Source organism: Noviherbaspirillum sp., assembly GCF_035654295.1.
GTDB lineage: Bacteria > Pseudomonadota > Gammaproteobacteria > Burkholderiales > Burkholderiaceae_D > Noviherbaspirillum.
Genome location: NZ_DASRXF010000038.1, coordinates 1 through 19125 on the forward strand (window position 1 = coordinate 1; position 19125 = coordinate 19125).

Annotated in this window: 20 protein-coding genes; 15 read left to right on the top strand and 5 right to left on the bottom strand. The window is 62.9% G+C overall.

What is annotated here, in order from left to right:
• The 7 genes from VFF99_RS04310 to VFF99_RS04340 form a co-directional block, all read left to right on the top strand.
• Window positions 1–233: ATP-binding protein (locus tag VFF99_RS04310; RefSeq protein WP_325015298.1), on the top strand; the 233-nt coding region annotated here is incomplete at its 5' end.
• A complete protein-coding gene (locus VFF99_RS04315; protein ID WP_325015300.1) occupies window positions 233–505 on the top strand; it encodes a DUF4212 domain-containing protein in 273 nt (90 codons plus the stop codon). The genes VFF99_RS04310 and VFF99_RS04315, both read left to right, overlap by 1 nt.
• On the top strand, window positions 495–2531 hold the full coding sequence (locus tag VFF99_RS04320) for a sodium:solute symporter family protein (protein ID WP_325015302.1): 2037 nt from the start codon (window positions 495–497) through the stop codon (window positions 2529–2531). Before VFF99_RS04315 ends, VFF99_RS04320 begins: the two co-directional genes overlap by 11 nt.
• Before the next feature lie 106 nt (window positions 2532–2637).
• Window positions 2638–4050, top strand: a complete 1413-nt coding sequence (locus VFF99_RS04325) for a circularly permuted type 2 ATP-grasp protein (RefSeq protein WP_325015304.1) — start codon at window positions 2638–2640, stop codon at window positions 4048–4050.
• Window position 4051: 1 nt separating this feature from the next.
• On the top strand, window positions 4052–5014 hold the full coding sequence (locus tag VFF99_RS04330; RefSeq protein WP_325015306.1) for an alpha-E domain-containing protein: 963 nt from the start codon (window positions 4052–4054) through the stop codon (window positions 5012–5014).
• A gap of 2 nt (window positions 5015–5016) precedes the next feature.
• Window positions 5017–5823, top strand: coding sequence for a transglutaminase family protein (locus tag VFF99_RS04335; RefSeq protein ID WP_325015308.1), 807 nt, complete (start codon window positions 5017–5019; stop codon window positions 5821–5823).
• A gap of 104 nt (window positions 5824–5927) precedes the next feature.
• The gene (locus VFF99_RS04340; protein WP_325015310.1) at window positions 5928–6806 is read left to right on the top strand and encodes a peptidase; all 879 of its coding nucleotides are present in this window, start codon (window positions 5928–5930) and stop codon (window positions 6804–6806) included.
• Between the two features lie 58 nt (window positions 6807–6864).
• On the opposite strand, the gene purM is transcribed toward VFF99_RS04340, so the two are convergent.
• Entirely contained in the window at window positions 6865–7908 is a 1044-nt protein-coding gene (gene purM / locus VFF99_RS04345) for a phosphoribosylformylglycinamidine cyclo-ligase (RefSeq protein WP_325015311.1), read from the bottom strand.
• A 110-nt stretch (window positions 7909–8018) separates the two neighbouring features.
• On the opposite strand from purM, the gene VFF99_RS04350 reads away from it, so the two are divergent.
• From VFF99_RS04350 to panB, 8 genes are read left to right on the top strand one after another with little or no spacing between them, the layout of a single operon-like run.
• Window positions 8019–9104 carry an AI-2E family transporter gene (locus tag VFF99_RS04350; protein ID WP_325015313.1) on the top strand — a complete coding sequence of 362 codons (1086 nt, stop codon included), beginning with the start codon at window positions 8019–8021 and terminating at the stop codon, window positions 9102–9104.
• Entirely contained in the window at window positions 9101–9784 is a 684-nt protein-coding gene (gene hda / locus VFF99_RS04355; RefSeq protein ID WP_325015315.1) for a DnaA regulatory inactivator Hda, read from the top strand. Before VFF99_RS04350 ends, hda begins: the two co-directional genes overlap by 4 nt.
• Complete coding sequence (locus tag VFF99_RS04360) at window positions 9784–10455, top strand: HAD family hydrolase (RefSeq protein WP_325015317.1); 672 nt, start codon at window positions 9784–9786, stop codon at window positions 10453–10455. The genes hda and VFF99_RS04360 overlap by 1 nt, the downstream gene beginning before the upstream one ends.
• The gene (gene pcnB, locus VFF99_RS04365) at window positions 10448–11815 is read left to right on the top strand and encodes a polynucleotide adenylyltransferase PcnB (RefSeq protein ID WP_325015319.1); all 1368 of its coding nucleotides are present in this window, start codon (window positions 10448–10450) and stop codon (window positions 11813–11815) included. The genes VFF99_RS04360 and pcnB overlap by 8 nt, the downstream gene beginning before the upstream one ends.
• On the top strand, window positions 11812–12291 hold the full coding sequence (folK, locus tag VFF99_RS04370) for a 2-amino-4-hydroxy-6-hydroxymethyldihydropteridine diphosphokinase (protein WP_325015321.1): 480 nt from the start codon (window positions 11812–11814) through the stop codon (window positions 12289–12291). The genes pcnB and folK overlap by 4 nt, the downstream gene beginning before the upstream one ends.
• Window positions 12292–12302: 11 nt before the next feature.
• Window positions 12303–12650, top strand: coding sequence for a DMT family protein (locus VFF99_RS04375; RefSeq protein WP_325015323.1), 348 nt, complete (start codon window positions 12303–12305; stop codon window positions 12648–12650).
• Window positions 12647–13288, top strand: coding sequence for a deoxynucleoside kinase (locus tag VFF99_RS04380; RefSeq protein WP_325015325.1), 642 nt, complete (start codon window positions 12647–12649; stop codon window positions 13286–13288). The genes VFF99_RS04375 and VFF99_RS04380 overlap by 4 nt, the downstream gene beginning before the upstream one ends.
• 2 nt (window positions 13289–13290) lie before the next feature.
• Window positions 13291–14121 (top strand): 3-methyl-2-oxobutanoate hydroxymethyltransferase, encoded by an 831-nt coding sequence (gene panB, locus VFF99_RS04385; RefSeq protein WP_325015327.1) that lies wholly within the window; start codon window positions 13291–13293, stop codon window positions 14119–14121.
• 104 nt (window positions 14122–14225) lie between these two features.
• Here panB and can read toward each other — a convergent pair whose 3' ends face one another.
• From can to dnaK, 4 genes are all read right to left on the bottom strand, one after another.
• The gene (gene can, locus VFF99_RS04390; RefSeq protein ID WP_325015328.1) at window positions 14226–14900 is read right to left on the bottom strand and encodes a carbonate dehydratase; all 675 of its coding nucleotides are present in this window, start codon (window positions 14898–14900) and stop codon (window positions 14226–14228) included.
• A gap of 177 nt (window positions 14901–15077) precedes the next feature.
• Window positions 15078–15704, bottom strand: coding sequence for a chalcone isomerase family protein (locus VFF99_RS04395; protein WP_325015330.1), 627 nt, complete (start codon window positions 15702–15704; stop codon window positions 15078–15080).
• A 147-nt stretch (window positions 15705–15851) separates the two neighbouring features.
• On the bottom strand, window positions 15852–16988 hold the full coding sequence (gene dnaJ / locus VFF99_RS04400) for a molecular chaperone DnaJ (protein ID WP_325015332.1): 1137 nt from the start codon (window positions 16986–16988) through the stop codon (window positions 15852–15854).
• 174 nt (window positions 16989–17162) lie between these two features.
• Window positions 17163–19115, bottom strand: coding sequence for a molecular chaperone DnaK (dnaK, locus tag VFF99_RS04405; RefSeq protein WP_325015334.1), 1953 nt, complete (start codon window positions 19113–19115; stop codon window positions 17163–17165).
• Window positions 19116–19125 lie beyond the last annotated feature (10 nt).

A 19125-nucleotide genomic window follows, 5' to 3' on the forward strand; every position in this document is an offset into this window, starting at 1 on the left:
TTCCCCCGGCCGAGCGTTCGCATGTTTTCGAACGCTTCTACCGCATCCTCGGCAGCAATGTCGAAGGCAGCGGCCTGGGGCTGTCCATCGTGCGCGAGATCGCGCAGCAGCATGCTGCGATCGTGGATATCTTCAACAATCCGCACAGCCACGATCCCAAATTCCCGGGCTGCCTGTTCCGCGTGACGCTGCGCATGGAACAGCGCCCCGATTTCATCGAGGATATCGGGTGATGGAAAACAAGAACAACCATAACCGGGAGCTGTACTGGAGCAAAGCCCGGCAGTTCACCTTCACGCTGGTTGCGCTATGGTTCAGTTCCACCTTCGGCATCATCTACTTTGCCCGGGAGCTGACCGCATTCACGGTATTCGGCTGGCCGTTTTCCTTTTACATGGCGGCGCAGGGGCTGACGCTGCTCTACCTGGCGATCGTTGTCGCTTACGTGTTGTACATGCAGCGCCTGGACCGCCTGTTGCGGAAAGAGACTGCCGATGCGCAATGACGCCTTTTTCCGCCGGCTGCTCCGGTACTACGGCTGGTACACAGTCGGCTGCGTCATCTTCCTGCTGGTGCTTTCGATCCTTGAAAAGGAAGGCTTCCCCCGCGCCTGGATCGGCTATCTGTTCATCTTTTCAAGCATCGTGGTGTACGCCGGCATCGGCGTGATCAGCCGCACCTCGGATGTCTCGGAGTACTACGTCGCCGGCCGGCGCGTGCCCGCCCTCTTCAACGGCATGGCGACAGCGGCGGACTGGATGTCGGCGGCCAGCTTCATCAGCCTGGCCGGCGGCCTTTACGTCCTCGGCTTCGACGGCCTCGCCTATATCCTGGGATGGACAGGCGGCTACTGCCTGGTGGCGCTGCTGGTTGCGCCGTATCTCAACAAGTTCGGCCACTACACGATTCCGGATTTCCTCGCAGCACGCTACTCGGGCCCTTGGGGCAGCACGCCGGTACGCATCCTTGCCGTTGCCTTCACCGTGCTGGTGTCGTTCACCTATGTCGTCGCGCAGATTTACGGCGTGGGGTTGATCACTTCGCGCTTCACGGGCGTCGACTTTTCGGTCGGGATCTTCCTCGGCCTGGCCAGCATCCTGGTCTGTTCCTTCCTCGGCGGCATGCGAGCGATCACCTGGACGCAGGTCGCCCAGTACATCATCATGCTGATCGCCTACATGATCCCGGTCGTCTGGCTCTCGGTGAAGCATACGAGCGTGCCGATCCCGCAGGTCGCCTATGGTTCGGCACTGTCGAAACTGAGCGAGCGTGAGAAGGAGATCAACGAGGATCCGATGGAGCAGCAGGTGCGCGCCATCTTCCGCGAACGGGCAAACGACTATGCATTCAAGATCGCGTCGCTGCCGACCTCGTGGGAGAACGGACTGGTCGACATGCAGCGGCATGTGGAAGACCTGAAGCGGACCAACGCCTCGCTGATCGAGATCAAGGCCGCCGGCCGTGCGCTCGCCGCCTATCCGAAGGATGTCGAGGAAGCGCGCCGGAAGTGGAGCGAGGCGCGTGCCTTCAACCTCGCCCGCGCCGAACCGGTGGTCCCGCACACGTCGCCCTTCCCCGGCAAGACCGCGGAAGCGTCCGAGGTCAAGCGCAACAACTTCATGGCGCTCGTGCTGTGCCTGATGATGGGCACGGCCGCGCTGCCGCACATCCTGGTGCGCTTCTACACCACGCCCTCGGTCGCGGAAACACGAAGAGCGGTGCTCTGGACACTGCTCTTCATCATGCTCCTGTACACCAGCGTTCCCGCGCTCGCCGTGCTGGTCAAGTACGACATCTACACCTCGCTGCTCGGCACCGATTTCTCGAAGATGCCATCCTGGGTCTCGTACTGGGCGAGTGTCGACAAGGTCAATCCGCTGGTATCGATCACCGACATGAACAAGGACAACATCGTCCAGCTCGCGGAGATCGTGATGGACGGCGACATCGTGGTGCTGGCCACGCCCGAGATCGCCGGCCTGCCCTACGTGATTTCCGGACTGATCGCCGCCGGCGGCCTGGCCGCCGCGCTGTCCACCGCCGACGGCCTGCTGCTGACGATTTCGAACGCCTTGTCGCACGACGTGTACTACAAGACCGTCGACCCCAGGGCCTCGACCCAGAAACGCGTGACCATCTCCAAGCTGCTGCTGCTCGTGGTGGCATTGGTGGCCGCCTATGCGGCCTCGCTCAAGCCCGGCGACATCCTGTCGATGGTCGGCGCCGCCTTCTCGCTGGCCGCTTCCGCGCTGTTCGCTGCCCTGGTGTTGGGCGTTTTCTGGAAGCGTGCGAACCAGCAAGGTGCAATCGCCGGCATGGCGGTCGGATTCAGCGTGTGCGTGTACTACATGCTGCGCACCTATCCGGCGCTTGGCGGCTCGGCCGATCACCAATGGTTTGGCATCGCTCCCATTTCCGCCGGCGTATTCGGCGTGCCCGCGGGCTTCCTGACCATCATTGCGGTCAGCCTGCTGACGAGGAAGCCGGAGCCGCAATCCAACGCGCTGGTGGATCACATCCGCACTCCCTGAGCGCGCACTACCTGCTGGCACGTTTCTTGTTACTCTGACCATGCGGTGGATCATGCCGCCGGCGAGCGCGCCGTATTAAATTAATTGAATGCCGGAACAGGATGCCATGCCCAATTTTTTCAACGAGATGTATTCCAGTGAATCGGCGCTGCGCGAGCACTACCGCCGTTTCGACAAGTGGCTGCAAGGGCAGGCGCCAGAGGTCATCGCGCGCAAGCGCGCCGAGGCGGACCTGATCTTCCGCAGGGTAGGCATTACATTCGCCGTGTACGGCAACGACGCCGGCACGGAACGCCTGATCCCCTTCGACATCATCCCGCGCATCATTCCCGCCGACGAGTGGGCACAGCTGGAAGCCGGCCTCGTCCAGCGGGTGAAGACGCTGAACATGTTCATCCACGATATTTACCACGAGCAGAATATCGTGAAGGCAGGCGTGATCCCGGCCGAGCAAATCTTCCGAAATGCGCAGTACCGGCCGGAAATGCAGGGCATTTCGGTGGCGTCCGACATCTACGCGCATATCGCCGGGGTGGATATCGTCCGCGCCGGCGAAGGCGAGTTCTACGTACTGGAAGACAATCTCCGCGTCCCGTCCGGCGTCTCCTACATGCTGGAAGACCGCAAGATGATGATGCGGCTTTTCCCCGAGCTGTTCGCGCAGCACAAGGTGGCGCCGGTCGCCCACTACCCGGACATGCTGCTCGACAACCTGCGCTCCGTCGCGCCGGTCGGCGTCGCCGACCCGACGGTGGTTGTCATGACGCCGGGCATGTACAACTCAGCCTATTTCGAGCACGCCTTCCTCGCCCAGCAAATGGGCGTGGAGCTGGTCGAGGGGCAGGATCTGTTCGTCAACGACAACGCGGTCTACATGCGCACCACGCGCGGGCCGAAGCGGGTGGATGTGATCTACCGCCGCATCGATGACGACTTCCTCGACCCGCTGGCATTCCGCGCCGATTCCTCGCTCGGCGTCCCGGGCCTGCTTTCGGTGTACCGCGCCGGACGCGTCACCCTCGCCAATGCCATCGGCACCGGCGTCGCGGACGACAAGTCCGTCTATCCCTACGTACCCGACATGATCCGCTTCTACCTGTCGGAGGACCCCATCCTCAACAACGTGCCCACCTACCAGTGCCGCAAGAAGGAAGACCTTGAGTACACGTTGGCCAACCTGTCCGCGCTGGTGGTCAAGGAAGTGCACGGCGCCGGCGGCTACGGCATGCTGGTCGGCCCCGCCGCGACGCGCGACGAAATCGAGTCGTTCCGCCAGCGGCTGCTGGCACGGCCGGACGGTTACATCGCGCAGCCCACGCTCGCCTTGTCCAACTGCCCGACCTTTGTCGAATCCGGCATCGCGCCGCGCCATATCGACCTGCGGCCATTCGTGTTGTCGGGCAAGACCGTGTCGATGGTCAAGGGCGGGCTGACGCGCGTCGCGCTCAAGGAAGGATCGCTGGTCGTCAACTCGTCGCAGGGCGGCGGGACAAAAGATACCTGGGTACTGGAGAAATAAGATGCTGAGCCGCACCGCAGATCACCTCTTCTGGATGGCGCGCTATACCGAGCGCGCCGAGAACACGGCCCGCATGCTTGACGTCAATGTGCAGACTTCGCTGCTGCCGCAATCGGCGCATGCGGCCGAGCAAGGCTGGCGGGCCATGCTGGGCATTTCCGAACTGCTCGGCGACTTCGACCACAAGTACGGACTGATGACCGCCAGGGACGTCCTCGACTTCATGGTGCGCGATCCGGACAACCCCTCCTCCATCGTGTCCTGCCTGCGGCAGTCGCGCGAGAACGCGCGCGCGGTGCGGGGCGCGCTGACGACCGAAGTCTGGGAAACGCACAACGCCACCTGGCTGGAACTGCAGAACAAACTCAGGAGCAGGCTGCTGGATGAAGATCCCAGCCAATTCTTCGAATGGGTCAAGTACCGTTCCCACCTGTCGCGCGGCGTGATCATCGGGACCATGCTCAAGGATGAAGCCTTCCACTTCATCCGCCTCGGCACCTTCCTCGAACGTGCGGACAATACGGCGCGTATCCTCGACGTGAAATTCCACGGTGCCGACAAGAGCCTTTTTGCCGACCCGGAAGCCGAGGAGGAAGCGCGCCACGACTTCTATTACTGGACCGCCATCCTCCGCTCGGTGTCGGGCTTCGAGATCTACAGGAAGGTGTACCGCGATGTCATCACACCCGAGCGCGTTGCGGAGTTGCTGATGCTGCGCGCCGACATGCCGCGCTCGCTGCTGGCCTGCATGGAGGAAGTGTCTTCCAACCTGGCGCAGGTACGCAACGATGCATCGGCGGATACCGAGCGCTTCGTCGGCAAGATGCATGCGGAACTCAAGTACAGCAAGATCGACGAGATCCTCTCGTCCGGGCTGCATGCCTACCTCACGCAATTCCTGGAACGCATTTATGAAGTCGGCAACCGTATCAGCCGCGATTTCCTGGTACCGCTGACCGCCTGATCATGCTCCTATCGATCCGCCACGAAACCACCTATCGCTACACGGCGCCGCTGACCTACACGATCCAGCAGCTGAGGCTTTCGCCGCGTGCAGAACCGCACCAGCAAGTCCGGTCCTGGCATGTCGCCACCGCCGGCCGGCGCAATGCCTTCCTCGATGCCTTCGGCAACCTCGGGCACATGCTGACCATCACCGGCCAGCACGACGAGGTCCGCATCCTCGCCGGCGGCACCGTCTCCGTCGAGCCGCTCGACCGCGGCCGGCTTCCCGGCACCGATGCAATGTCGCCGCTGGTGTTCACCGTGCCGACCCGGTTGACGGAGCCGGATGAACAGATCGCCGCATTCGCCGCGCGGCACATGCCTTCCGGCGGCCGGAGCGCGTCGCTGCTCGCGCTGGCCGAGGCCATCCGCGCATCCGTCGATTACCGTACTGGCGCAACGGAAGTCACCACGCCGGCGTCGCACGCCTTGCAGCTCGGACAGGGGGTGTGCCAGGACCACGCCCACCTCTTCCTGTCCTGCTGCCATGTGCACGGCATTCCCGCGCGCTATGTCTCCGGCTATATCGATCCCGGCGAAACCGAGCATGCCGCCAGCCACGCCTGGGTCGACGCCTGGGTGGAGGAAGCCGATTTTTCGGGCTGGGTCAGTATCGACGTCACCCATGCCCGTTATGCCGGCGACGCGTATTGCCGCCTGGCGATAGGACGCGACTATGACTCCGCCGCTCCGGTGCGCGGCGTGCGCCACGGGGGCGGAACCGAATCGCTCAGCGTGCGCGTTGGCGTTTCGCCAATCGTTTCCTGACCGATTCTTTCCTTCGGTCTTTTCGCGACACCGCGGCCTGTCTTTCCGGGCTGGGCCGCAGTTTCGTCCTGTAGAATTCCAATTTTGTTCCCTGTCCTGCCATCATGACTTACTGCGTCGCCATGCGCCTCGATTCGGGGCTGGTCTTCCTGTCCGACTCCCGCACCAACGCCGGGGTCGACCAGGTCGGCACCTTCCGCAAGATGACGGTGTTCGAAAACCCGGGCGACCGCATGATGGTCCTGATGACCGCGGGGAACCTGTCGATTTCGCAGTCGATCCGCCAGATCATCGCGGAGCGGACGACCAGCGGCGGCAAGACCGTCTGGACCGCAGCCTCCATGTACGAAGCCGCACAGATCGTCGGCGAAGCGGTGCGCACCGTGTACGAACGTGACGCGCGCACGCTGCGCGAATTCGGCATCGACTTCAACGTCAGCATCATTTTCGGCGGCCAGATCCAGGGCGAGCGCTGCCGCCTCTTCCAGGTCTACGCGGCCGGCAATTTCATCGAAGCGCACAACGAAAATACCTACTTCCAGATCGGCGAAGCGAAATACGGCAAACCGATCATCGACCGCGTCATCACGCCGGCGACGCCGCTCAGCGAAGCAGCCAAGTGCGCGCTCATTTCGATGGATTCCACGCTGCGTTCCAACATCTCGGTCGGCCTGCCGCTGGACCTGCTGATCTATGAACAGGACACGCTGGCGGTCACGCAGTTCGTGACCATCGACGAAAAGAACCAGTATTTCCAGATGATCCGCAGCACCTGGGGACAGCAGTTGAAAGCCGTCTTTGAAGGCATTTCCGACCCGGTGTGGAACGCTTCCCCGGACCAGGGCGCAAACGTGCTGTCGACGGCCAATGCTCACAGCCAGCCAGTGCGCATGCTGCCGCCGCACAGCCTGATGAACGCGAATCCCCATCCGGCGCCGTTGCAGACACTGGCACAGCAGGACAGCGGGAACAGGCAGCACTGAGGGTGCCAAAAAAAAACGGCTGCAGAACCTGCAGCCGTTTTTCATTCGAAGACCGTCCTTACTGCACGATCGTCTGCGCCTCGTCGCCCTGGCGCTCCCGGATTTCGCCGATGCGGCTGACGGTTTCGCCGGCCGCCTTCAGGTGGGCCATCGCGGCGTCCGCATTTTCCTTGGACACGATCACCGCCATCCCGATGCCGCAGTTGAACACGCGGTGCATCTCGGCGTCGGCCACGCCGCCATGCTGTTGCAGCCAGGTGAACAGCGGCGGCATGGTCCAGGCGTCGCGGCGCAGGACCGCGGTCAGGTTCTGGCGCAGCACACGCGGCACGTTCTCGACCAGCCCGCCGCCGGTGATGTGCGCCATGCCCTTGACCTCGAGCTTTTCCATCAGCGACAGCAGCGGCTTCACGTAAATATGCGTCGGCTCCATGATCACATCCGCCAGACGGCGGCCATGGAAATCGGCGTTCAGGTCGGGCTGGGCGACGGAGATGATCTTGCGCACCAGCGAATAGCCGTTCGAGTGCGCGCCGGAAGAAGCCAGGCCCAGCACCACGTCGCCCGGCACGATCTTGCTGCCGTCGATGATCTTCGACTTTTCGACCGCACCGACCGCGAAGCCGGCCAAGTCGTATTCGCCGTCCGGATACATACTCGGCATTTCCGCGGTTTCGCCACCGATCAGCGCACAGCCGGCCAGTTCGCAGCCCTTGGCGATGCCCTTGATGACATCGGTCGCGGACGGCACGTCGAGCTTGCCGCAGGCGAAGTAGTCGAGGAAGAACAGCGGCTCCGCGCCCTGCACCAGGATGTCGTTGACGCTCATCGCGACCAGGTCGATGCCGACCGTGTCGTGCTTGTTGAAGTGGAAGGCCAGCTTCAGCTTGGTGCCCACACCGTCGGTGCCGGAGACCAGGACCGGCTCCTTGTACTTCTTGCTGATCTCGAACAGGGCACCGAAGCCGCCGATACCGCCGAGCACGCCTTCGCGCATGGTGCGCTTGGCAAAAGGCTTGATCGCTTCGACCAGGGCGTCCCCGGCATCGATGTCGACACCGGCGTCGCGGTAGGAAAGGGATACGTTGGAAGTGGAACTCATGTCTGGAATAGGTGCAGAGGCGGTAAAATAAGCGGTTTGGGCTTGCAAGCCCGGCGAAACCGCTATTTTAACAAACCCGATCCGTCCAACCTGCCCCAAGCTGCCGAAATATGCCTTTTTCCCTCAATCCGGAGCAAAAACAGACCGTCCTGTGGCTGGCGATCGGGCTGGTGCTGGTGGCATTGCTGGGCTATCTCGGGCCGGTGCTCGCGCCCTTCGTCGCGGCGGCCATCCTGGCGTACGCGCTCAATCCGGCAGTTGACTGGTTGTCATTGCGGCGCCCCGGCCGGGTTGCCGTTCCGCGCAGCCTGGCGGTGATCGTCGTCATGCTGCTGTTGCTGGCGGCAATCCTGGCATTGATCCTGGTTGTCTTGCCGATCATGCAAAAGCAGATTCCACTCCTGCAGGAAAAGATCCCGGGCGCGCTGACCCGCCTGAACGCCTTCCTGTCGCCGAAACTGGCGGATATCGGGGTACGCGTGCGGCTGGACGAGGTCGGCATCAAGCGGCTCGTCTCGCAGTATTTCGCCACCAGCAGCGACGAGATCTGGAGCTCCGTCCTGGCCTCGGCCAAGGTCGGCAGCGCCGCGGTGCTCGGCTGGCTCGCCACCCTCACGCTGATCCCGATCGCCCTGTTCTACCTGCTGCTGGACTGGCACGCGGTACTGGCACGTGCCGAAAGCGTCATTCCCCGGCGCTGGGCCGCCCAGGTCGTCAACTTCGGCCGCGAAGCGGACGGCCTGCTGGCGCAATACCTGCGCGGCCAGCTGGCGGTGATGCTGGTGCTGTCGTTCTACTATTCCGCGGCGCTGGCGCTCTTCGATTTCGATGTGGCCGTCCCCGTCGGCGTCATCACCGGCCTGCTCGTGTTCATTCCCTATCTGGGCTTCGGCCTCGGCCTGGTGCTCGCACTGATCGCGGCCGTGCTGCAGTTCGAAGGCCTGTATGGCGTGTTCGTCGTCGCCGGCATCTATGGGGCCGGACAGGTCATCGAAAGTTTTTTCCTGACGCCGCGCCTGGTAGGCGAGCGCATCGGCCTGCATCCGCTAACCGTGATCTTCGCGCTGATGGCATTCGGCCACCTGTTCGGTTTCGTCGGCGTGCTGCTGGCCCTGCCCGCGTCGGCCATCCTCGCCGTGGCGCTGTCCCACCTGCGCATGCAATATATCAACAGCAGTTTCTATCGTCAGTCATGAGGCAAATGCTGCTCGACCTGGGCGCGGAAAAACCGCAGACCCTGGATACTTTCGTCGTCGGACAAAATGCGGAGCTGGCGCAGCTGCTGCACCAGTTCGCCCAGCATGCGTCGGTCATGCCGGGCGAACGCTTCGTCTACCTCTGGGGCGAGGCTGGCGCCGGCAAGTCGCACCTTCTGCACGCGCTGGCTGCGGCACCAGGCGCGCGCTACATTCCGGCGGGCGCCGGCGATGATCAGTACCTGTTCGACGAGCACACCCGGCTGTACCTGATGGACGACTGCCAGCTGCTGTCGCCCGATGCACAAATTTCCGCGTTCGCGCTGTTCAACCAGGTCCGCGAAAACGGCGGCCTGCTGGTAACCGCCGGCGACAAGCCGCCCGCCGCACTGGCACTGCGCGAAGACTTGCGCACCCGCCTCGGCTGGGGCCTGATCTACCAGGTCCACAGTCTGACCGACGAGGAAAAAATCGCCGCGCTGACGCAGGCGGCGCAGGCGCGGGGCATAACATTGTCGCCCGGCGTGTTACCCTATCTGATCACCCATTTCCGTCGGGATATGCGGTCCCTGTCCACCATGCTGGATGCGCTCGATCAGTATTCGCTGGAAACCCAGCGGCCGATCACGCTCCCGCTGTTGCGCAGCCTGCTGCAGCTCGAAGGTGAACCAAAGGCATAATGAATCTCGCTTTATTCGATCTAGACCACACCCTGATACCGCTCGATTCGGACTACGAATGGGGCCAGTTCCTTGTCCGCGTCGGCGCCGTCGACCCGGATGAATTCGCAAAGCGGAATGCCGCTTTCTACGCGCAATACGAAGCGGGCACGCTCGATCCGGTGGAGTACCTGGAGTTCGCGCTTGGCACGCTGGCGCAGTTCCCGCGCAAGCAGCTGGACGCATGGCGCCGGCAGTTCATGGAGGAAGTCATCCTGCCGGACATCCGTCCGGCGGCCACCGACCTCGTGAAGCAGCACCAGAGGGCCGGTGACAAGGTCGCCATCATCACCGCCACCAACCGCTTCGTCACCGAGCCGATCGCCGAAGTCTTCGGCGTCGAGACCCTGATTGCGGCCGAACCGGAAACCACGGCGGAGGGCGAGATCACCGGCAAGCTGGTGGGCATCCCGACCTCCGGTCCGGGCAAGGTGGTCCATACCAACGAATGGCTCGCCTCCCAGGGAAAATCGCTCGGCAGCTTCGGACGCAGCTACTTCTACAGCGACTCCCAGAACGACATCCCCCTGCTGTCGGCCGTCACCCACCCGGTCGCCACCAACCCGAACGCCTTGCTCAAAGCACACGCACAAGCGCAAGGCTGGCCTATCCTGACACTGTTCGATGATTAAAAAGTTTATCAAGCGCATTCTCGGCGGCGGCAAGAAGAAGGCAGACAACAAGCACCAGCCGGTGATGCTCGGGGCGCAGGAACACGGCATCAACCCGCAACTGCTCTCCTCCAACGCCGTGCGCGTCACGCAGACGCTGCAGGAAAACGGTTTCAAGGCCTTCATCGTCGGCGGCGCGGTACGCGACCTGCTGCTCGGCGTGAAACCGAAGGATTTCGACGTCGCCACCAACGCCACGCCGGAACAGGTCAAGCGCCTGTTCCGCCGCGCCTTCATCATCGGCAAGCGCTTCCAGATCGTGCACGTGATGTTCGGCCAGGAGATCATCGAGGTGACTACCTTCCGCGGCGCCTCCGCCGAGAGCGCGCCGAAGGACGAACACGGCCGCGTCCTGCGCGACAACACCTTCGGCGAACAGCACGAAGACGCCGTGCGCCGCGACTTCACGATCAATGCGATGTACTACGACCCGGCCTCGCAGACGGTGCTCGACTACCACAGCGGGATCGCCGACATCCGCAGCAAGACGCTGCGCATCATCGGCGTGCCCGAGGCGCGTTACCGCGAAGACCCGGTGCGCCTGCTGCGTGTGGTGCGCTTCGCCGCCAAGCTCGGTTTCACCATCGATCCCGCGACCAGCGAACCGATCCAGGTCATGGCGCCGCTGATCAACAACGTGCCGGCGGCCCGCGTGTTCGACGAAATGCTGAAGCTGCTGCTGAGCGGCCATGCGCTCGCCTGCCTGCAGCAACTGCGCAAGGAAGGCTTGCACCACGGCCTCCTGCCGCTGCTCGACGTGGTGCTGGAACAGCCGCTGGGCGAGAAGTTCGTGACGCTGGCGCTGGCCAATACCGACGAGCGCGTGCGCCAGAACAAGGGCGTGTCGCCCGGCTTCCTGTTCGCCTCGCTGCTATGGCACCAGGTGCTGGAAAAGTGGAACGCCTACAAGGCCGCGGGCGAATACCCGATCCCTGCCCTGCACCTCGCCGCCGACGACGTGCTCAACACCCAGACCGAAAAGCTCGCGCTGCAGCGGCGCATCACCAGCGACATGCGCGACATCTGGGCCATGCAGCCGCGCTTCGAGCGCCGCACCGGCAAGTCGCCGTACAAGCTGCTCGAACACCCGCGCATGCGCGCCGGCTACGACTTCCTGCTGCTGCGCTGCGAATCGGGCGAACTCGATGCCGAGGTCGGCGAATGGTGGACGGCCTTCATCGCCGCCGACGGCCCCGGCCGCGAAGAGCTGCTGGCGAAGAAGCCGCGCGTCGAAGGCGAAGCGCAAGCGCCGAAGAAGCGCCGCCGCCGCGGCGGGCGTAACAAGGCCAAGCCGGCGCCGGTCGAGGGCAGCGCCACATGAGCGCAACGCCGTGCTACATCGGCATCGGCGCCAATCTCGGGGACGCGCAGGACACCGTCAGACGGACCATTGCAATGCTCGGCGAGCTGCCGCAGACGCGGCTTGCCGCGCAGTCCAGCCTGTTCAGCACCGCCCCGGTGGACGCCGGCGGCGACGATTACATCAATGCCGTCGTCAGGCTCGATACCGGGCTGCAGCCGCTGGAACTGCTGCATGCCTTGCAGGCGATCGAACGTGACTTCGGCAGGGAACGTCCCTATCGCAACGCGCCGCGCACGCTTGACCTCGACATCCTCGTGTATGGCAGCCAGGTCATCGCATCCGATGCGCTGACCGTGCCGCACCCGCGGATGACGCAGCGCGCATTCGTGCTGATCCCGTTGCTCCAGATCGATCCCTTCATTACCATTCCGGGGCTAGGTCCGGCCCATGCTTTCGTTCCCGGCGTCGCCGGCCAGGCAATCCGCAAGATCTGAATCAGAGTCACATGCAAATACCCGTCGTCGTGCAAACCGTGGGCTTGCTCGCCCTGTCGAACGTCTTCATGACGGTCGCGTGGTACGGGCACCTGAAAAATCTCTCCAGCAAACCGTGGTGGATTGCCGCCATCATCAGCTGGAGCATTGCCCTGTTCGAGTACCTGCTGCAGGTCCCGGCCAATCGCATCGGCTACACCGAGCTCAGCCTCGCGCAGCTGAAGATCATGCAGGAAGCGATCACGCTGACGGTGTTCGTTCCCTTCGCCATGATTTACATGAACCAGCCGTTCAAGCTCGACTATGTCTGGGCCGGCCTGTGCCTGGTCGGCGCCGTTTACTTCATTTTCCGCACATGAGCCTCGAGCGCTACAACTACATCGTGGTCGAAGGACCGATCGGCGTCGGCAAGACCACGTTGACGCGCAAGCTCGCCGCAACCTACGCGGCGCAGACCCTGCTCGAACTGCCGCAGGACAACCCCTTCCTTGAGAAGTTTTACCGCGACCCGTCGCGCTATGCGCTGCCGGCGCAGATGTTCTTCCTGTTCCAGCGCATGAACCAGTTGCGCGACATGGCGCAGACTGACTTGTTCAGCACGCGCATCGTGTCCGACTTCCTGCTCGACAAAGACCCGATCTTCGCGCGGCTCACGCTCGGCGATGACGAACTGAACCTCTACGAGCAGCTCTATGCCCACCTGCGACCGCAGGCGGCGGTGCCCGACCTGGTGATCTACCTGCAGGCGCAGCCGGAAACCCTGGTCGAGCGCGTGAGAAAACGCGCTCTTGCAATGGAGGCGGGCATTTCCGAGCTGTACCTCTATCGTCTTTGTGAAAGTTACAGCCGTTTCTTTTATCATTACGACGCCGCTCCGCTGCTGATCGTGAATACGGAAAACCTGAATCCGATCGATCGCGAAGAGGACTTCAACCTGCTGCTCAGGCGCATCGGAGAAATGCGCGGCAAGCGGGAATTTTTCAACCTTGGGGAATGATGATGTCGGGATATCTGCAAGAAAGCGAACAGGCGGTCCGCAGCAAGTCTGTCACCGTACCGTCGCTGCTGGCGATGAAGAACGCCGGCGAAAAGATTGCGATGCTGACCTGCTATGACGCGAGCTTCGCCGCGCTGATGGACAAGTGCGGCGTGGACGTCCTGCTGGTCGGCGACTCCCTCGGCAACGTCTGCCAGGGACACAGCTCCACGCTGCCGGTCACGCTGGCCGATATCGCTTACCACACTGCCTGCGTCGCACGCGGCAACCAGACCGCATTGCTGATTGCGGACATGCCCTTCGGCACCTATGCCACGCCGGAATCCGCGTTCGACAACGCGGTGAAGCTGATGCAGGCCGGCGCGCAGATGGTGAAGCTGGAAGGCGGTGCATGGCTGGTCGAAACGGTGAAGTTCCTGACCGAACGCGCGGTGCCCGTCTGCGCCCACCTCGGGCTCACGCCGCAGTCCGTGCATCAGCTCGGCGGTTTCAAGGTACAGGGCAAGACGGCGGAAGGCGCAGACAAGCTGAAGGCCGACGCCCTCGCCCTGCAGGAAGCAGGTGCCTCCATTCTCGTGCTCGAAGCCATCCCGACCGCGCTCGGGAAAGAAGTCACCGACATGCTGGCAATGCCCACCATCGGCATCGGCGCCGGGCCGGATTGCTCTGGCCAGGTGCTGGTCATGCACGACATGCTGGGCGTGTTCCCCGGAAGGAAGGCCCGCTTCGTCAGGAACTTTATGGACGGGCAAACCAGCATCGAAGCAGCGGTCCGTGCCTACATTACGGCGGTAAAGGACAAATCCTTCCCAGCCGCCGAACACTGCTTCTGATTTAAAGGACCGTAGGGTGGGTAGAGCGAAGCGAAACCCGCCAAGCGCTCAAGACGGGTGCTTTAGGCGGGTTTCGCTTCGCTCTACCCACCCTACAAATCGCGTTACGCGCTTTCTTCGTAGCGGGCCAGGCTCTGCGGCAGCTTCGCCGCGAGGTCTTCCGCATTGCTGACCGTCAGGCCGAGATCGCGCAGCAAACCATCTTTCAGGCCATAGATCCAGCTGTGGATCGTCAGTGACTGGCCGCGCTCCCACGCATCCTGCACGATCGTCGTCTGGCAGACGTTGACCACCTGTTCCAGCACATTCAGCTCGCACAGGCGATCCTGCTTGACCCCCAGCGGCAGCACTTCGCCGAGGTAGCGCTCGTGTTTCTGGTGGACGTCCTGGACATGGCGCAGCCAGTTGTCGGCCAGGCCGACGCGGCGGCGGGCAAGCGCGGCATGCACGCCCGAGCAGCCGTAATGGCCGCACACGATCACATGCTTCACGCCCAGCACGTCGATGGCGAACTGCAGGACCGACAGGCAGTTCAGGTCGGTATGCACCACGACGTTGGCAATGTTCCGGTGGACGAACAGTTCGCCCGGCAGGAGGTTGACGATTTCATTGGCCGGCACGCGGCTGTCGGCGCAACCGATCCACAGGTATTCCGGCGACTGCTGGCCGGCGAGCTTCTTGAAGAAGGAGGCGTCATCGGCCACCATCGCGGAGGCCCATTCGCGGTTGTTCTGGAACAGGTGTTCCAGTGTTACGGAGTTCTTGTCGTTCTCAGTCATCTTCGTCAGTCGGAAACAGGGATAGGCAAGCCGACCGAACGCGGATGTGCGGAGATGCGCGAATTTAAGCGAAGTTTGCGACGGCGCGCGGACGGCATTACGCCCGGCGGTCCGGGCGCACCGCGCATTATACAGAGGACAAGACTGGCACCGGCCAAAACCGGTGCTTCAGCAGGATCAGGAATTGTTCCCGCGGGCGCTGGTATCCGGCTTCTCGCCGAGCATCAGGGGCTTGAGCTGGGCGTCCACGGGTTTGTCGCCCAGCCAGATTTTCAGCAAGGCGTTGTAGAACGCGACGTCCGGCAGCGTGTCGGAGACCTTCTTCCCGTTCACATGCACGACCGTCCCCGATCCCGGGATCCAGTCGGTGGTGAGCACGTCGCCTTTCTTCAGCTCGGGGATGGAGGCGAAGATCTCACCGAACTTTTGCAGCTGCATGATCAGCTTGGCTTTTTCGTTCCTGTCGCTGTTCTGCTGGATGCCGCTCATGAACCCGCGACCCAGCTCTTCATTGCTGATGTCGCGCAGCATGACGATGGTGACGCGCCTCGGACCGTTCGCCGCGAGCACGTCCGGCACCGTGGATTTCTTTTCGGTCAGGTAGAGGCCGGCGACGTACACCTTGAAAATCGCCTTGTAGCGGATGCCCGCGCCGTTGAGCTTGAGCTCCTGGTTGGCAAGACGGACGGTGTCGTCCAGCTTGACGCCGCCGATATCGGCAGCACCGGCGGCGGTGGCGATGGACAATGCAGCTGCGGCGGCGATGCGACCGAGCGTGCGGGATGCGCGAATGCCAAGCTTCATATTGTCTCCGGGGAAGTAGTTATGGGCAGCAATAGTACGAGCGTTTCATTATGCGGAGAAAAACTAGAGGAACGACTCTAATTCGTGAAACAAAAAAAGCCGCGGGTCGCAAGGACCGGCGGCTTTTTTGCAGAGGGAACGGCAGGCTTATTCGAAGAATTCCTTGACCTTGTCCTTCCAAGACTTGCTTTGCGGGCTGTGCTTGGAGCCGCCCGCCGTGGTCAGCTTCTCGAACTCTTGCAGCAGCTCCTTCTGGCGGTCGGTCAGCTTGACGGGCGTCTCGACCACGACATGGCAGAACAGGTCGCCGGCGTAACCCGAGCGCACACCCTTGATGCCCTTGCCACGCAGGCGGAATGTCTTGCCGGACTGCGTCCCCTCGGGCAGCGTGAAGGAAGCCTTTCCGTTCAGCGTCGGCACCTCGACCTCGCCGCCTAGAGCGGCCTTGGCGAAGGAGACGGGGATCTCGCAATGCAGGTCGTCGCCATCGCGCTGGAAAACCGGGTGCGGCTTGATGCGGATTTCCACATACAGGTCACCCGGCGGGCCGCCGTTCATGCCCGGCTCGCCATTGCCGGACGAGCGGATGCGCATGCCGTCATCGATACCGGCCGGAATTTTCACTTCCAGGGTCTTGTTGCGCTTGATGCGCCCGGCGCCGCTGCAGGTGGTGCAGGGGTTCGGGATCATCTTGCCGGTGCCGTGGCACTTCGGGCAGGTCTGCTGGATGCTGAAGAAGCCCTGCTGCATGCGCACCTGGCCCTGGCCGCCGCAGGTGGTACAGGTAGTCGGCGACGTGCCCGGCTTGGCACCGGAGCCATGGCAGGTTTCGCACTCGTCCCAGGACGGCACGCGGATAGTAGTGTCGTAACCGTGCGCCGCCTGTTCCAGGGTGATTTCGAGGTTGTAGCGCAGGTCGGCGCCGCGGTACACCTGCGGGCCGCCACGGCCGCCGCGCGCACTCTGGCCGAAGATGTCGCCGAAGATATCGCCGAATGCGTCGGAGAACCCGCCGAAGCCGGCGGCACCGGCGCCGAATCCGCCGCCGCCCATGTTGGGATCGACGCCGGCATGCCCGTAACGGTCATATGCCTCGCGCTTGCCCGGGTCGGAAAGCATCTCGTAGGCTTCCTTGGCCTCTTTGAACTTCTCTTCCGCGCCCTTGCTGTCCGGATTGCGGTCCGGGTGGTATTTCATCGCGAGCTTGCGATATGCCTTCTTGAGCTCTTCCTCGGAGGCGTTCTTCGCTACACCCAGAATCTCGTAATAGTCACGCTTTGCCATTTTTTAGGCGTCCTGTCAGTCAACACTCCGGCACGATGCCGCTCTGGACATCGCGCCCTGATGCGGCATGTCATTCCATCAATCCGCATCTCTAAACGCAAAACGCCGAGTCGCGGATCTGAACGATCGCATCGGCTCGGCGGGCCATCGCGGCGCACGCCGCAATGAGGGATATTACTTGTCTTTGACTTCCTTGAAGTCGGCGTCGACGACGTCTTCTTCCTTGGCCTTGGCTTCCGATGCGCCCGCGCCCGCTCCTGCACCTGCTGCGCCGGCAGCACCGGCCGCGCCGGCCTGCTGCGCCTGGGCGTCGGCGTACATCTTTTCACCGAGCTTCTGCGCGGAAGTCGACAACGCGGCGACCTTCGCGTCGATCACGGACTTGTCGTTGCCCTTCAGGGCTTCTTCCAGATCCTTGATCGCTGCTTCGATCTTTTCCTTCTCGCCGCCGTCCAGCTTGTCACCGTACTCGGACAGCGCCTTGCGGGTCGAGTGTACCAGTGCATCGCCCTGGTTGCGCGCGTCGGCCAGCTCCTTCAGCTTGCGGTCTTCGTCGGCGTACAGCTCGGCATCCTTCACCATCTTCTGGATTTCGTCCTCGGACAGACCCGAGTTGGCCTTGATGGTGATCTTGTTTTCCTTGCCGGAGGCCTTGTCCTTCGCGCTCACGTGCAGGATGCCGTTGGCGTCGATGTCGAAGGTCACTTCGATCTGCGGAATGCCGCGCGGTGCCGGCGGGATGCCTTCGAGGTTGAACTCGCCCAGCAGCTTGTTGCCGGTCGCCATCTCGCGCTCGCCCTGGTAAACCTTGATGGTCACCGCCGGCTGGTTGTCGTCGGCGGTCGAGAACACCTGGCTGAACTTGGTCGGGATGGTGGTGTTCTTCTGGATCATCTTGGTCATCACGCCGCCCAGGGTTTCGATACCCAGCGACAACGGGGTCACGTCCAGCAGCAGCAGGTCCTTGCGGTCGCCCGACAGCACGGAGCCCTGGATCGCGGCGCCGACGGCAACGGCCTCATCCGGGTTGACGTCCTTGCGCGGCTCCTTGCCGAAAAATTCCTTCACCTTTTCCTGCACCTTGGGCATGCGGGTCATACCGCCCACCAGGATCACGTCCTGGATGTCGGAAACCTTCACGCCGGCATCCTTGATGGCGATGCGGCAGGGCTCGATGGTGCGTGCGATCAGTTCCTCGACCAGCGATTCCAGCTTGGCGCGGGTGATCTTCATGTTCAGGTGGACCGGCGCGCCGTTGACCATCGCGATGTACGGCTCGTTGATCTCGGTCTGCTGCGAGGACGACAGCTCGATCTTCGCGCGCTCGGCCGATGCCTTGATACGCTGCAGCGCGATCGGGTCCTTCGACAGGTCGAGCCCGTTGATCTTCTTGAACTCGTCGATGATGTAGTCGATCATGCGCTGGTCGAAGTCTTCACCGCCGAGGAAGGTGTCGCCGTTGGTGGACAGCACTTCGAACTGCATTTCGCCATCGACGTCGGCGATCTCGATGATCGAGATGTCGAAGGTGCCGCCGCCGAGGTCATACACGGCGATCTTGCGGTCACCCTTGCCGCTCTTGTCCAGACCGAACGCCAGCGCTGCCGCGGTCGGCTCGTTGATGATGCGCTTGACGTCCAGGCCGGCGATGCGGCCGGCGTCCTTGGTCGCCTGGCGCTGCGCGTCGTTGAAGTAGGCCGGCACGGTGATCACGGCCTCGGTCACTTCCTCGCCGAGGTAATCCTCGGCGGTCTTCTTCATCTTGCGCAGCACTTCAGCGGACACCTGCGGCGGAGCCAGCTTCTTGTCGCGCACGCCCACCCAGGCGTCGCCGTTGTCGGCCTTGACGATCTGGTAGGGCATCAGGTTGATGTCCTTCTGGACTTCCTTTTCTTCGAACTTGCGTCCGATCAGACGCTTGACCGCGTACAGCGTGTTTTTCGGGTTGGTGACGGCCTGGCGCTTGGCCGGTGCGCCGACCAGGATCTCGCCATCGTCCTGATAGGCGATCACGGAAGGAGTGGTACGGGAGCCTTCGGAGTTCTCGATAACCTTCGGCTGACCGCCTTCCATGATAGCGACGCAGGAGTTGGTCGTACCCAAGTCAATGCCAATGATCTTGCCCATGATGTGTTCC